This window comes from Streptomyces sp. NPDC047981, from assembly GCF_040653315.1.
In the GTDB taxonomy this organism is placed as follows: Bacteria; Actinomycetota; Actinomycetes; order Streptomycetales; family Streptomycetaceae; genus Streptomyces.
In genome coordinates this window covers 20,372-34,426 of sequence record NZ_JBEZNQ010000012.1, presented here as the reverse complement: position 1 = coordinate 34,426, position 14,055 = coordinate 20,372, and the positions used below count along the sequence as shown (strand labels likewise).

Here is a 14,055-nt window from a genome sequence, read left to right as displayed (position 1 = left end):
ACGGAAACCCTCAGGCCATCTCCAGGACGGCGCAGCCGAAGCTCCGTCCGCAGCCGCCGCCCACCAGCACCACCAGGTCGCCCGGGGCCAGTTCGCCCGCGTCGAGGAGGTGCGCGAGCCCTGCCGCCTGGTCGCCCGAGCGCAGATGGCCCACGCCCGTGCCCCAGTCCCAGGTGGTCCGCTCCTCGTGGATGCCGAGGGCGGCCCGCCGGCTCCATCCCTGGAGGCGGCGGCCCAGGTTGGGGAAGACGAACCGCGTCACGTCCGCCACGGTGGCCCCCGCCTCGGACAGCGCCAGTTCGAGGACCTCCCGCTCCCGCTCGGCGAGGACGGCGGCCAGGTCGTCGGGGGTACGGCCGCCCGGCCCGCCGACGGCGCCCCCGCCTCCCGCCCGGGCGCCTTCCGGCACCCGCCACTCCAGGTCGGCCCGTACGAGAGCGCCCTCGGGCGCGTCCCCCAGCACCGCCGTCGACAGGACCCGGGCCACGCCGCTGCCGGTGGTGACCACGAGCCCCGTCGCGCCGTCCCCGAGCACCTTGCCCCGCTCGGTGCGGTAGCGGTCGGCGCCCGTGCCCGCCGCGCAGTCGACGGTCGTGAGCAGCGCGGCCCGCATCGCGGGCGAGGCAGACAGGTAGGAGGCGACCAGGTGCAGGGCCGCCAGGCCGCCGTTGGACGCCTGGACCACCTCCATCGCGGTCGCCGCCGAGCAGGCGAGCTCCCGGCTCACGTGCGCGGCACGGCCGGCCTCCCGGGCGTGCCCGGCGAAGGCGTGGACCACCAGGTCGATGTCGCCCGGCGCCACACCGGACCGGTCCCGGGCGAGCCCGGCGGCCCGCAGGACCAGGCCGGGCAGGGCGCTGTCCGGGGCCACGCGGACGGCCCGGTAGGAGTCCCGCTCGTGGTCGTGGGCGTCGTACCGCCCCTGCGACACGGCGTCCTCGAGGTCCTGTGTGTCGCCGAGCGCGGCCGCGACGGCGCCGATGAAGACACCGTCCCAGCGTGTCACTTCGGATCCCTCCGTCAGCGGGAGCGGTCGGAGCCCGTCGCCGCCGGTACGAGGGCGTCGAGCGTCCTGGTCACCGTCTCGGCCACCGCGGCGACCCGCCCGTCGAGGTAGAAGTGGCCGCCGCCGAAGACCCTGACGTCGGTCCCCGCGGTGGTGAAGCCGCTCCACGCGGACGCCTCGGCGACGCGCACCACGGGGTCGCTGTCCCCGACCATGACGGTGAACGGCACGTCCAGCCGGGGTCCTTCCGTCCAGGTGTACGTGCTGAGCGCGCGGTAGTCGGCGCGCAGCGTCGGCATCACCATCTCCAGGATCTCCGGGTCCTCGAAGACGGTGGCCGTCGTGCCGCCCAGCCTGCGGACGGCCGCCAGCACGTCCGCGTCCGTGCGGAGTTGGTCATGCGGGTTGGCGGTGGTCAGGGGCGCGCCGCGGCCGGAGAGGAAGAGATGGACGGGACCTGGGCCGTCGGCGAGGCGCCGGGCCGTCTCGTACGCCAGGAGCGCGCCCATGCTGTGCCCGAAGAAGGCGTACGGCGTGGAGTCGGTGCGCCGCACCTGGTCGGCGAGCGCGTCGGCGAGCCGCCCGATGTCGGTGAACGGCTCCTCGCCCCGGCGGTCCTGACGGCCCGGGTACTGCACGGCGAGCACGTCGACGGCGGGAGCCAGCGTCCGTGCGAGGGCGACGAAGGAACTGGCCGCCCCGCCCGCGTGCGGGAAACAGAACAGGCGCGTGCCGTCACCGGCCGTCGGCTGCTCTCCACCGACAGGGCCGAACCTGCGGAACCACTCGCTGCCCACGTCATCTCCCCGGTCGTCGCTCGCCTCGGCCGCCCGGTCGGGGCGGCACGGGCCACCATCGTGGCAGGGGGCGGTCAAAGTCCGCCCAAAGAGCGGTGGAAGGCGTAGGCCGCCGAGACGAGCGTCACGTGGTGGTGCCAGCCGGGGAACGACCGCCCCTCGAAGTCGAGCAGCCCGAACTCCTCCCCGAGGGCCCTGACGGTCTCCTGGGCCCCCGGGAGCAGCCGGGTCAGGGCGAGGACCTCTTCGGGGCCCGCGCCGGTCAGGTTGGTGATCCAGTGGCGCGTCGGCTGCGGTGCGGTGGACTGCCGGGCCAGCAGCCGGTACGCCCCGTGGGCCCGCGGACCCGGCGCCGCGTCCGCGCCGCTCGGCACCAGGACGTCCGCCGTCAGCGTGGCGACCGGGCGCGGCTCCCCGTGCGCCCCGCCCGGCCGGACCTGGCGCACCTGTCGGCGGCCGGCGAGGCGCAGCGCGTCCTGTGCGCGGACCGCCGGGGGGTCGCCCCTCCCCGCGCGGTCCGGGCGGTGCGGGGCGAGGAGCACGGGAAGCCCGGGCCGCACCTCGACGACGAACCGGACGCCGTCCCGGTCGAGGCGGGCGATGAGCGCGCCGGCGTTCGGCGCGCCCCTGAGGCTCGCGACCAACGGCAGGGAGGGAGAGGGGACATGGGCCGCCGCCCACTCGGCCAGCTCGGGAATCTGGTCCTCGGGGGTCAGGTGCGCGACGCCGTCGGGGACTCTGGAGCGCGCCCTGCGGTAGGGGTCCGCGGCCCACTCGCGGTCGATGAACAGGCTCCACCCGACCGGGAGCACGGTGGCGTCGCCGGAGGCGAGGAAGAGGCCCATGGCCGCCTGGCAGTTGACGGTCCGTCCCAGGTGCGGGACGTGTCTGCGGTGCACGCCCGCCGAGGCCCGCCCGTACTTGGGCAGGAGGACCGGCTCCGCCACCCAGGCCCGCGGGGCCGACCGGCCCGCCGCGTGGTGGGCGAGGCGTGCCCGGGCCGGAGCCCAGTCCCAGGGGCTCTGGTTGACGAACTGCCGCAGGGAGTCCGGCGCGGTGCGGGGCTCGTGGAGAGCGGCGGCCATCCGCCGGGGGGACTTCCTGCCGGGGCACAGCAGCAGACCGCGCAGGTACGTGTGCGCCCAGCGGCGCTGGTCGGCGCGGGGCAGATGCCCGAAGAGGTCGTCCGTGAACCGACCGAGATCGTCCGCGAACCGACCGAGACCGTCCGCGAACCGGTCCTGGGTGGCCGGAGCGGCCTCGTACGGCCGCGGGGACCTTTGGACCGTGCGGGGGCCCGGCACCGTCGTCACGTCCTCTCGCCATGCTCGGGAAGGGTCGGCCAATTAAACCGATCAATCGGTTTGCTGGCGCCCATCGTCCGGGCATCGCGGAGTCCGCCGGCGGTGCCGCCTCAGCGGTGCGACACCGTGCAGGACTCGCCCTCGGACCAGGCCGCGAGCAGGGCGGAGTCCTCCGTGCCCTCGTCCACACCGCCCGCGTCGTCCCAGAGCGGCGCGGGGTCCCCGGCGTCCCTGCACACCGCCCGGGACGCCCCCGTCCCGGCCGCGTCGATCCCGGCGGCGGCAGGGTCCGCGCTGAGCCGGGGAAGCATCAACGTCCAGAAACGGGTGACCGATTCGCGGGAACACCACTCGACGTCGGCCCGGCCGAGCACCTCGAACCCGACGACCGCGGCGGTGACGGCGGCCACCGCGTCGTTCAGGGCGACGTCGGCCGCCAGGTCCCCCTCGCCCGACGCCAGCGTGAGCATGAACCGCACCCAGTTCCGCCACGCCATCCACAGCTGTGCCCGCGGATGCCAGGTCGCGTCGTTCCCGAGCCGGAAGCCGGCCCGCAGCACGTCGTCGTCGGTGAGCCGCTGCGCGAGGATGTGCGAGGTGTCCACCAGGAGCTGGAGCGGCGAGTGGGCTCCCACCGGGCACGAGCCCATGATGTGGTGCAGCGTGCGCGCGGCGGCGGCCTCGACCGCCTCTCCGAGGGCCCGTTTGTTGCTGAAGTGGAAGTGCAGGGCCCCGTTGCTGACGCCGGCCCTGGTGCTGATCTCGGTGAGCGACGACTGCGCGAAGCCCCCTCGGTTGAACGCCTCGGCGGCGGAGCGGATCAGCTCCTGGCGCGTGCGTACCGCACGGTCCTGCTTGGCCATCGTGTCGCTCCGGATCATTCAACGTCAGGTCAGCGCGCGAACACTGTCCGTATCAAGGTGGGCACCTTAACAAACCGGATGTCTGGTTTAGTAGACCAGTGTGGTCGCGTGGCTGAAACTCGATGCGGTCCGTCGTGCAGAGTGCCTGGTGAGAGCCGTGCCCGGCAGCGCCGTTCCGGCAGGCCGCCAGACTACTGAGGAACGCCACGGATGAGTTGAGTCCGTTTCAGCCGTTTCTCTGCCCGATCGGACCGTGTTCGGTGGCCGATCGTGGCTCCCGGGGGAGTCGATCCCAGGTCATATAGGGTGAGGCGGAATTTCTGACAGTTCGGCAGTTCCGCGGTTCGGCAGTGGGCCAGTTCTGCGGTTCTGCAGTTCACGACAGTTCGCGGAGGAAGGCCACGATGACCCAGGTCGTGCTCACCACCAACTTCGGTGTGATCAAGCTCAAGCTCGACGCCGAGAAGGCGCCGAAGACGGTCGAGAACTTCTTGACCTATGTCGACGAGGGGCACTACGACAACACCGTCTTTCACCGCGTCATCCAGACGTTCATGATCCAGGGCGGAGGATTCCTGGAGGACATGACGCAGAAGCCCACCCACGCCCCCGTCGAGAACGAGGCGAACAACGGCCTGCCCAACGTCCGCTACAGCGTGGCCATGGCCCGCACCTCCGACCCGCACTCCGCCTCGGCGCAGTTCTTCATCAACACGGCGAAGAACGACTTCCTCAACCACACCTCGCCCTCGCCGCAGGGCTGGGGCTACGCCGTGTTCGGCAAGGTCGTCGAGGGCCTCGACGTGGTCGACAGGATCGCGGCCGTCCCGACCGGCCGTCGTAACGGCTTCCAGGACGTCCCCGTCGAGCCGGTGATCATCGAGAGTGCCAAGCGCGAGGGCTGAGGCCCGCCCGTTCGCGGTGGGCGGCCCCGGCGGGCCGCCCACCTGCGGATTACCGGCGAATGCCTTGCGAGTGGATCGTCCACTGGTATAGCTTGATCCGGCTTGACGGGGGTATTTCGCCAGGTCTGTTCATTTCGACGACGTCATGGGGATGCGTTGTGGTTGGGCGGGGGCATTTAGTCGGCGTGTCGACGCCGCACCACGAAGTGTCGCGAAGGGCACACCGGCTCATCGAGCGCACCTCAATTCACATGTCCTTTCTCTGGAAACAAGGGGAAGCGACGGCGCTCGCCCCGCGCGCGGAAGTCCAGGTGTGACACCCATGACCGACGGAAAGACCGGTCGGCTCCTCGCCGTGAGCGACCTGCACGTCTCCCACGCCGAGAACCGGCGCATCGTCGAGGAGATGAAGCCGGAGACCGAGGGCGACTGGCTGCTCGTCGCCGGCGACATCGGCGAACTGACCACGGACATCGAGTGGGCCCTGACCCTGCTCCGCGGCCGCTTCGCCGAGGTGGTGTGGGCGCCGGGCAACCACGAGCTGTGGACCCACCCGGCGGACCCGGTCCAGCTGCGCGGACAGGCCCGCTACGACCATCTCGTCGCGTTCTGCCGGTCCCTGGGCGTGCACACCCCGGAGGACCCCTACCCGGTCTGGCGCGGAGCCGACGGACCCGTGACGGTGGCGCCGCTCTTCCTGCTGTACGACTACACCTTCCGCGCCCCCGGACTCACCCAGGAGCAGGCGCTGGCCCGCGCCTACGACGCGGGCGTGGTCTGCAGCGACGAGTTCCTGCTGCACCCCGACCCGTACCCGAGCCGCGAGGCCTGGTGCCGCGCCCGCGTCGCCGCCACCGAGGAACGGCTCGCCGCCTGCGACCCGGAGATCCCGCTCGTCCTGGTGAACCACTTCCCGCTCGTCCAGGAGCCCACCTCGGTGCTGTGGTTCCCCGACTTCGCCCAGTGGTGCGGCACCGTGCTCACCGCCGACTGGCACCGGAGGTTCCGTACCGCCGCCGCGATCTACGGACACCTGCACATCCCCCGGGACACCCGGTACGACGGCGTCCCCTTCAAGGAGGTCTCGCTCGGCTATCCGCGCGAGTGGGGCAGGAGAGGACTGCCGAAGACGCTGCTGCGCCCGGTGCTCCAGGACGAGCCGCGCGGATGATCGGCGACATACTCCCGGCCGGCGTCCCGTACGCGGATTCCCGCACCGACCTCCCGCACGCACCGCTCCACCCGGAGGAGGAACAGCACATCGCCCTCGCCGTCGACGTCCGACGGCGGGAGTTCACCACCACCCGCGCGTGCGCCCGCAAGGCCCTGGCCGGTCTCGGCGTTCCCTCCGTGCCGATCCTGCCGGGACGGCGCGGGGCGCCGCAGTGGCCGGCGGGGGTCGTCGGCAGCATGACCCACTGCGCGGGCTACCGCGCCGCGGCGGTGGCCCGCGCGGACCGGACCCTGACCATCGGGATCGACGCCGAGCCGAACGCGCCCCTGCCGGACGGCGTCCTGGAGGCCGTCGCCTTCCCGGGAGAGGGCGACGCCGTGCGCTCCCTGGCGCGTGTGAACAGCGCCGTGTGCTGGGACCGGCTGCTCTTCAGCGCGAAGGAGTCCGTCTACAAGGCGTGGTTCCCGCTCACCGAACGCTTCATCGGCTTCGAGGAGGCGACGATCGATCTGGACGTCGGCGGCGACAGCCGGAACCGCACCTCGGGCGAGTTCCTGGCCGAACTCCTCGTCGAGGGCCCCTGGCCGACGGGGCGGAGGATGACCGGACGCTGGACCGTCCGCGACGGACTGATCTGCACCGCGATCGTCCTGCCGCGCCAGGCCGTCAGTTGAGGGCTTCGCCCATGCTCCGCTGCCAGTACGTCACCCGGAGCGAGGAGTCGACGTACACGCCCTTCCCCGCGAGCGAGGGGTTCGCGACCGTGCCGTTCCTGAAGCCGACCGTGAGGCTGTTGGTCGTGTAGCCGTGCGTACCGCTGCCGTCCGCGGCCGACAGCCGGACGCCCGCGTAGCCGGACTCGCCCGGGGCGAGCGTGACGACCGCCTGGGGGCGGGTGGCCTCGTCCACCGGGGGCACGGCCTGGGCCTCGCCGAAGCGGGCGTACGGGTAGCCGAGCAGGTCGCAGTTCTTCTTGCCGGTGTTGGTGACGGTGATGAGGAGGTGGTTCAGGGGACGGGCGACAGGAGTCGCGATGGTCCGTGTGGTGCCCGCGCCGCACTGCGGGTTCGTGGACTCCCCGCCCCCGGACTTCCCGCCCCCGGACTCTCCGCCTCCGTCCTTGCCCGTCGCGGGCTTCCGGGGCGCACGCGTCGTCGCGCTGCCGGCCGGCGGCCGAGTGGCCGGCGGCTGGGTGGTGGGCCGCGCCGTCGAGGAGGCGGAGGCGGTGGGGGAGTTGGGGGCCGTGGGGGAGCCGGGGGTGGACGAGGTGGCGGGGCCTTCGTTCCGTACGGCGGAGGCGTCGGTGCCGCCGCACGCGGTCAGCGCGAGTGCGGCGACCGCGACCGTCGTCGCGGCGAGGAGGCGGGTTCGGGTGAGGCGTCCGGACATGACAGATCCCCCTGGAAATGGGTGGGTCGAGTGCGGGGCCGGCGGTCGGGCCGCTGCGGCGTGCTTGGATGACCAGAGCGTGTGCCAAGATCCGTCCCGGCCGCCACAACCGCCGCGTGGCACGGGACACTGGGACGAAGTCAGGCCGCTGACCTGGGGAGATGCTGATCCCTGGGATGCGGGGGCGGGATGCGGGAGAGGATGAATCGGTGGTCGGGGACGAGTTCGCGACGCTGCTGGGCCGGCTCAAGGAGCGGTCGGGACTGAGCTACGGCTCGCTGGGGAAGCGACTGCACCTGAGCGGTTCCACACTTCACCGGTACGTCACCGGGGAGGCCGTGCCGGCCGACTACGCGCCGGTGGAGCGCTTCGCCCGGATCTGCAAGGCCACGCCGGACGAACTCGTCGAACTGCACCGCCTCTGGGTGCACGCGGACGTGACACGCCAGCGCAAGGGGGCGGCGCCCGAAGCCGCACCTGCTCCCGCACCCGTTCCCGCTCCCGCCGCCCCCGCACCGCAGGCGCCGGTGGAGGAGGCCGCCGAGAAGGAGGCCTCCGCCGACAGCGAACCGGTCGTCACCGGCCCCGCCCCCGAACCCGCTTCGGCACCCGCTCCCGCTCCCGAGCCGAACTCCCGGCGCGGCCCGCGTCGGCGTACCGTCGCCGTCGCCGGGGCGGCCGTCGTCGCGGCCGTCGTCTCGGTGGCCCTCGTGCTGAACGTCGCCGACGGCGCGGGCGGTGACGACAAGCGGGGGGCCGCGGGTTCCGCCTCGTCCGTCTCCGAGCGCCCGCCGACCGGCCCCGTCACCCCGACCCCGTCCGCGTCGGGCAAGGGCGGCGGCAGCACCACGGGCCCGACGCCCTCCACGTCGAAGAGCACCGGCGCGGGCAACGGCGCCGACGCGCGTACGGAAGGGGCCGAGGCCACCGCGCCGACCGTCGCCACCAACGCGTACAAGTGGGAAGACCCGTGCAGCCAGCACTACCTGCTGGACCGGGAGCCCGCGCAGGTACCCCCGCCGCCCTCGGAGGCGGAAGCGCCCGGCTGGGTCTCGGCGCTCGGCGGGGTGGCGAGCGGCGAGCACCTGCTCGCGCTGACCGTGCAGGGCACGGGGAAGCGGACCGTGGTCCTGGAGGCCCTGCCCGTCCGCGTCGTGAGCAAGGGCGCCCCGCTCGCCTGGAACGACTACAGCATGGGCGTCGGTTGCGGCGGCGAGGTGTCCACCAAGTCCTTCGCCGTGGACCTCGACTCGCCCCGCCCCGACGCGGGCCCCTTCGCCGGCCAGCGGGACTTCCCGTACAAGGTCAGCGAGTCCGACCCCGAGGTCTTCTACGTGAAGGCGCGCGCCCAGGCGCACGACGTCAGCTGGTACCTCGAACTCGACTGGTCCAGCGGCACGCAGCGCGGCACGGTACGGATCGACGACAACGGCAAGCCGTTCCGTACGAGCGGCAACGTGGGCCGCCCCGGTTACGACCGGCCGCTGGGCTGGAACGAGTGGATCGACCGGCACGTGGAGGACGGCGGCGAGCAGACGCCGTAAACGCCGTATGCCCCGCGTCTCCTCCTCCGGGACGCGGGGCATGCGGTGGGGCGGGACCTGGGTCAGTTGACGGAGTCGAGCTTCGTCCGCTGCTCCGCGGTCAGTTCGAGCTCGACCGCGCCGAGGCTCTCGTCCAGCTGGGCCACCGAGGAGGCGCCGACGAGCGGCAGGACCGGGATGTCACCGCCCATCAGCCAGGCGAGCGCCACCTGGTTGACCGTGGCGCCGGTCTCCGCCGCCACCTCGCGGATCGCCGTGAGCCGGGGCTGGGTGCCCGCGTGGTCGAAGCCCGGGCCGAGCGGCTTGTCGTCCCGTACGTACGCGCCCGAGATCAGCGGCGAGTACGAGACCTGCGTGAGCTCGGGGTTGGCGCGCAGGTAGCTGAGCAGGTCGCCGCTGACCAGACCCTGGTTGCCGTCGGGCGAGCGCAGGCTCGGGACGTCCATGCGCTGGCGGAGGTAGGTGTGGTGGTGCTGGAGCACCTCGTAGCCGGGCACCCCCGCCGCGGCGGCCAGCGCGCGGGCGCGCTCGACGCGCCAGGCCCAGTGGTTGCTCGCGCCGAGCAGGCCGGCCACGCCGTCCGCGACGACGTCGGCGAAGCCCTGGACGGTCTCTTCGAGCGGAGTGTGCTCGTCCATGATGTGCGCGTACAGCAGGTGGATCTTCTCGATGCCGAGCCGCTCGCGGCTGCGCTCGGACGACTCGCGGATGACCTTGGCGGAGAGGCCCTCGACGTCCAGGCTGAAGCCCGAGGTGGGCTGGTTGGGGCGGGCGCCCAGCTTGGTGGCGATGGTGATCTCGTCGCCGATGCCGCGGCTCTTCAGCCAGCGGCCGACCAGCTCCTCGCTCTCCCCGCCCTGGGTGCCGTTGACCCAGAACGCGTAGTTGTTGGAGGTGTCGATGAACGTGCCGCCGGCCTCGACGAAGCGGTCGAGGATCGCGTACGAGGTCGCCTCGTCCACCGTGGTGCCGAAGGTCATGGCACCGAGGCTCAGCACGCTGACCTCGCGGCGCGTTGCGGGCGAACTTCCGATGACGCGGTACTTCATGACGGACGGTCCTTTCGGATCAGGGGTGGGTGGGTGCGCCGGTGGAGACGGTGTCCGCGCCGCGGGCCGGGAGATCGGCGAGCAGCTCGGACACGATGGCGTCCAGATGGGGTACGAGGTAGAAGTGGCCGCCCGCGTACGAGCGCAGCCGGAAGGCGCCCGTGGTGTGGGTGCGCCAGGCCAGCGCCTGCGGCTCGTCGACCCGCGGGTCGATGTCGCCGATGAGCGCGGTGACGGGGCAGTCCAGCGGGATCGCGCCACGGAAGCGGTACGTCTCCGTGGCCACGTAGTCGCTGCGGACGGCGGGCAGGATCGCGGCGAGCAGCTCGGGGTGGTCGAGCATCCGCTCGTCGGTGCCGCCGAGCAGTTTCATGTCCGCGATCAGCCGCTCGTCGGAGGCGAGGTGCACCGCGCCGGGCGCGGCGATCGACGGCGCCCGCCGGCCGGAGACGGCGAGCGCGGCGGGCGGGAAGCCCGCGTCGCGGAGCCGGCAGGACACCTCGAAGGCGAGCGAGGCGCCCATGCTGTGCCCGAAGACCGTGAACGGCCGGTCCAGGAAGGCCTCCCGGCCGCCGAGCAGTTCGGCGGTCACCAGGTCGGCCAGCTCGTGCAGGGACTCCACGCACCGTTCGCCGAACCGCTCCTGGCGGCCCGGGTACTGCACCACGAGGACCTCGGCGTGCTCGGCCAGGGCCGCCGAGAGCGGGAAGTAGTAGGAGGCGTTGCCGCCCGCGTGCGGGAGGACCAGCAGGCGCGGGGCGTCGGCCGGGGCGGTGTGGAAGCGGCGCAGCCACCGCGATCCGGTCGGCGCGACGGCCGTCCTGGCGGCCGGGGTGGTCACGCCGTCCTCCGTGCCCGGCCGTCGCCGCCGCGCGCGGGGCGGGCGGTGATCGGGATGTGCTTGTAGCCGGAGACGAAGTTGGAGCGCAGCCGCTCGGGGGCACCGGCGGGCCGGAAGTCCTCGAAGCGGGTGAACAGCTCGTGGTAGAGCGTCTTGAGGGTGACGCGGGCGACGCTGTGGCCGATGCAGTAGTGCGGGCCGATGCCGAAGGCGAGGTGCTTGTTGGGCTTGCGCCGGATGTCGAACTCACTGCCGCGGGTGAAGACCCGGTCGTCGCGGTTGGCGGAGCCGAGCCAGACGACGACGGCGTCCCCGGCCTTGATCAGCGTGTTGCGGATCTCGATGTCGCGGGTGGCGTACCGCAGGAAGTGGTTGACGGGGGAGGCCCAGCGCAGGGACTCCTCCAGGCCGGTGGCGTCGGCCTCCGGGTGCGCGGCCCAGTCCTGGAGCACGCCGGACTCGATGAACTCGGCCATGACGAAGTTCGGCGCGTGCGGGGTGGTGACGTTGGCGCCGAGCAGCAGGCTGTAGCAGTTGGCGACGATCTCGTCGGGCGCCATGTGCCGGCCCTCGAACTCGGTGGCGATCAGGACGCTCAGCAGGTCGTCGCCCAGGTTGTTGCGGCGGAACCGGACCAGGTCCTGGAAGTACGCGAAGAGGTCCCGGTGGGCCGCCTTCAGGGTGGCGTCCCGGCCGCCCGCGTCCTGGTACTCGGGGTCGTCGGCGGCGATGCACACGGTGGTGAGCCGGTTGAGCCAGGACCAGTCCGAGGTGGGCAGGCCCATCATGGTGCCGGTCACCGACATCGGCATCGCCAGCATGGCCTGCGCGAAGTCGAACGTGCCGCCGTCGCCGAGCGGTTCGATGAGCGGGACGACCAGGTCGCGGATCATCTCCCGCTGCCGGTCGACCGACTTGATGGCCAGGGCCTTCTTGAGACGGCCCTGCATCTCGGTGTGGCGGGGCGGGTCGGTGGCCGCGAGCTGCTTGCCGCTGGCCGGGTCGTCGAGACCGAGCAGGTCGAGCATGGTGCCGCGCTCGGAGGTGAAGGTCGCGGTGTCGCGCAGGACCTGGTCGGAGTCGTCGAAGCGGACGACGTTCCAGAACCAGCGGTCGGCGTCGACCTCGTGCCGGGTCAGGGTGTCGAGCGCGCGCATGCGGGCCCACTCCGGGTGCGGGTCCCCGTCGCTGTAGAGCTTCGGGTCGACCAGGTCGAGGGCGTCGGCGGGACCGGTGGCCGCCGCGTGCATCGGGCAGCCGGGCGGCGGTACGAGGGGTGGTGCGGCGGACGGTGGTGTGGCGGACGGTGTGGTGGCGTGGACGGTCAAGACCCGTCTTCCTTTCGCCGGGGTGGGCGGTGGGAACGCGCCGGGACACGCGGGCTCGCGGCGTACGAAGACGACGGCGCGGGGCGCGTGCGGAAGGACGGACCAGCAGCCACCGGGATCGACGATCCGGGGCAGGGTCCTGCGTGGCGCGACGGGGAACCAGCCGGTCTGCGCTGTGCTGCGGCCGGAGACGGCCGCGCGGGGGGTGGTGCTGTGGGCACAACGTACATGACACCGCCACGAACGTGAAGCGCCCCCCTGCGCGGCCGCCTCGTCACTCCTGGGCGGCGTCGTCCAGGAAGCCGCTCTTGGCGATCAGATAGGCCAGTTGGGCCCGGCTGCGGCTGCCGAAGAGCTCCGCCGCCCACCGCATGTGGTTGGCCACGCTGCGCGTGCTCATGCCGAGGCGGGCCGCGATCGCGTCGTCGGTGTAGCCGTTCACCATGTGCCGCAGGATCGCCCGCCGCACCTCGTCCGTCAGCAGCGGGGGCAGCCGGGTGCTGGGGAAGTTCCGCAGCGGCGAGGCCCGCTGCCAGGCGTGCTCGAAGATGCCCACCAGGTACCGGACCACGCCCGGATGCTCCACGGCGAGCGCGATCTCGCTCCGCTCCGAGCTCGGGTCCGGGATGAAGGCGATCTTCCGGTCGCAGACGATCAGCCGGTCGAACACCTCGTCCAGCGTGCGGACCTCGCCGCCCGCCCGGGCGATGTGCTCGACGTAGGTGAGCGTCGGCTGGTGGGAGCGGATCGTGTGCTGGTAGATCGTTCTCTGGGCGACCCCCCGCCCGATCGCCTCCAGATCGCTGGCGAGCGCCTTGTCCAGCAGTTCCTGCGGCCGGCCCCCGCCCGGTTGCGCCGTCAGGAGTTCCTCTTCGCAGGCGTGTACGGCCGCCGAAAGCGTCGCGCTGATCGCGTCGGCCCCCTGCACGACGCGAATCAGATGCGAATCCCCCTGGCCGTAACTGTCCAGATAGACCTCCTGCGCCTGGGCGATGGAGGCGCGCATCGTCGCGAGGGCGTTCTTCTTCTCCTCGATGACGCGTTCCATACGGTCCATCTGCGCGCCCGAGGCCAGTCGAGGCGGAATCGGGGCCAGGTTCCCGTCCGGCACGCGCTGGACAAGGCCCAGGTCAAGCAGGCAGCGCGGGCATTCGCCCGCTGTCGGCCGGCCTCCCAGGGAGTCCGCGTAGTACTGCAGTCCGTTCGCGCAGATCTCGACGGTGCGATCTTCGCTTCCATTGTCCGCTCTCGTGCACATTTCCCCACCCTGCTGGTTTCCGCATTGCAGGATCATCCTCCCCGATCACGGGTGACCCGGCCCGTCAGGACAGCGCATGATTCCGGACGGGGAACCACACAGGTCTAAACCATGCAGCGTCACTTCCGACCACAGTGAAAAGGCAAGGTATAGAGATGTTCAAGCACGTTTCCGTCCGCGCTCTGGCTGTTCTCGCGCTGACGATTCCGGCCATCGCGGGACTGGCCGTCACGACCACCGACGCTCCCGCCGTCACCGTCCTGGCCGACTCGCAGTGGGGCCCGACCCCGCCGAAGACCCCCGTGACCCCGGTCGCGCCGCTCGACGACTCGCAGTGGGGCTGAGGCCGAGCCCGGCCGACCACATTGGCCTGAAAGGGTCGCCGGCCCCCACGGGCCGGCCCACCGGGCCCTGATTTCCCCGGGCTCTGACTCCACCGGGCCCTGATTTCCCCGGGGCTCTCCCGCCGGGCCTCCAGAGGCCCCCACCGGGCCCTGACGTCCACCGGGTCCAGAGGCCCCCACCGGGCCCTGACGTCCACCGGGTCCAGAGGCCCCCACCGGGCCGCGAGGCCCCCGCCACTCACGGCTCTCACCG

14 protein-coding genes are annotated in these 14,055 nt (G+C 72.5%); 5 read left to right on the top strand and 9 right to left on the bottom strand.

What is annotated here, in order from left to right:
• Window positions 1-10: 10 nt before the first annotated feature.
• From AB0E14_RS09995 to AB0E14_RS09980, 4 genes are all read right to left on the bottom strand, one after another.
• Complete coding sequence (locus AB0E14_RS09995; RefSeq protein ID WP_362414468.1) at window positions 11-1,006, bottom strand: ketoacyl-ACP synthase III family protein; 996 nt, start codon at window positions 1,004-1,006, stop codon at window positions 11-13.
• A gap of 14 nt (window positions 1,007-1,020) precedes the next feature.
• Window positions 1,021-1,803: an alpha/beta fold hydrolase gene (locus AB0E14_RS09990; protein WP_362414466.1), complete on the bottom strand. Its 783-nt coding sequence runs from the start codon at window positions 1,801-1,803 to the stop codon at window positions 1,021-1,023.
• Window positions 1,804-1,877: 74 nt separating this feature from the next.
• Window positions 1,878-3,116 carry a transposase gene (locus AB0E14_RS09985; protein WP_362414464.1) on the bottom strand — a complete coding sequence of 413 codons (1,239 nt, stop codon included), beginning with the start codon at window positions 3,114-3,116 and terminating at the stop codon, window positions 1,878-1,880.
• Window positions 3,117-3,217: 101 nt separating this feature from the next.
• Window positions 3,218-3,970, bottom strand: a complete 753-nt coding sequence (locus AB0E14_RS09980) for a ScbR family autoregulator-binding transcription factor (RefSeq protein WP_362414462.1) — start codon at window positions 3,968-3,970, stop codon at window positions 3,218-3,220.
• A gap of 404 nt (window positions 3,971-4,374) precedes the next feature.
• Between AB0E14_RS09980 and AB0E14_RS09975 the strand changes: the two genes are divergently transcribed.
• From AB0E14_RS09975 to AB0E14_RS09965, 3 genes are all read left to right on the top strand, one after another.
• Window positions 4,375-4,875, top strand: a complete 501-nt coding sequence (locus AB0E14_RS09975) for a peptidylprolyl isomerase (protein ID WP_362414459.1) — start codon at window positions 4,375-4,377, stop codon at window positions 4,873-4,875.
• 322 nt (window positions 4,876-5,197) lie between these two features.
• Window positions 5,198-6,046: a metallophosphoesterase gene (locus AB0E14_RS09970; protein ID WP_362414457.1), complete on the top strand. Its 849-nt coding sequence runs from the start codon at window positions 5,198-5,200 to the stop codon at window positions 6,044-6,046.
• Window positions 6,043-6,723, top strand: a complete 681-nt coding sequence (locus AB0E14_RS09965) for a 4'-phosphopantetheinyl transferase superfamily protein (protein WP_362414455.1) — start codon at window positions 6,043-6,045, stop codon at window positions 6,721-6,723. Before AB0E14_RS09970 ends, AB0E14_RS09965 begins: the two co-directional genes overlap by 4 nt.
• Here the strand turns inward: AB0E14_RS09965 and AB0E14_RS09960 are convergent.
• Window positions 6,716-7,438, bottom strand: coding sequence for a DUF4232 domain-containing protein (locus AB0E14_RS09960; RefSeq protein WP_362414453.1), 723 nt, complete (start codon window positions 7,436-7,438; stop codon window positions 6,716-6,718). The two genes, AB0E14_RS09965 and AB0E14_RS09960, sit on opposite strands and share 8 nt — an antisense overlap.
• A 209-nt stretch (window positions 7,439-7,647) precedes the next feature.
• On the opposite strand from AB0E14_RS09960, the gene AB0E14_RS09955 reads away from it, so the two are divergent.
• On the top strand, window positions 7,648-8,982 hold the full coding sequence (locus AB0E14_RS09955; protein ID WP_362414451.1) for a helix-turn-helix transcriptional regulator: 1,335 nt from the start codon (window positions 7,648-7,650) through the stop codon (window positions 8,980-8,982).
• 62 nt (window positions 8,983-9,044) lie between these two features.
• Here AB0E14_RS09955 and AB0E14_RS09950 read toward each other — a convergent pair whose 3' ends face one another.
• The 4 genes from AB0E14_RS09950 to AB0E14_RS09935 all read right to left on the bottom strand — a co-directional run bounded on the left by AB0E14_RS09950 (window position 9,045) and on the right by AB0E14_RS09935 (window position 13,257).
• Complete coding sequence (locus AB0E14_RS09950; protein WP_362414449.1) at window positions 9,045-10,031, bottom strand: aldo/keto reductase; 987 nt, start codon at window positions 10,029-10,031, stop codon at window positions 9,045-9,047.
• 19 nt (window positions 10,032-10,050) lie between these two features.
• On the bottom strand, window positions 10,051-10,872 hold the full coding sequence (locus tag AB0E14_RS09945) for an alpha/beta fold hydrolase (protein ID WP_362414447.1): 822 nt from the start codon (window positions 10,870-10,872) through the stop codon (window positions 10,051-10,053).
• A complete protein-coding gene (locus AB0E14_RS09940; protein WP_362414445.1) occupies window positions 10,869-12,200 on the bottom strand; it encodes a cytochrome P450 in 1,332 nt (443 codons plus the stop codon). Before AB0E14_RS09940 ends, AB0E14_RS09945 begins: the two co-directional genes overlap by 4 nt.
• Window positions 12,201-12,474: 274 nt before the next feature.
• Entirely contained in the window at window positions 12,475-13,257 is a 783-nt protein-coding gene (locus AB0E14_RS09935; RefSeq protein WP_362414442.1) for a LuxR C-terminal-related transcriptional regulator, read from the bottom strand.
• 356 nt (window positions 13,258-13,613) lie between these two features.
• On the opposite strand from AB0E14_RS09935, the gene AB0E14_RS09930 reads away from it, so the two are divergent.
• Entirely contained in the window at window positions 13,614-13,802 is a 189-nt protein-coding gene (locus AB0E14_RS09930; protein ID WP_362414440.1) for a hypothetical protein, read from the top strand.
• Window positions 13,803-14,055 lie beyond the last annotated feature (253 nt).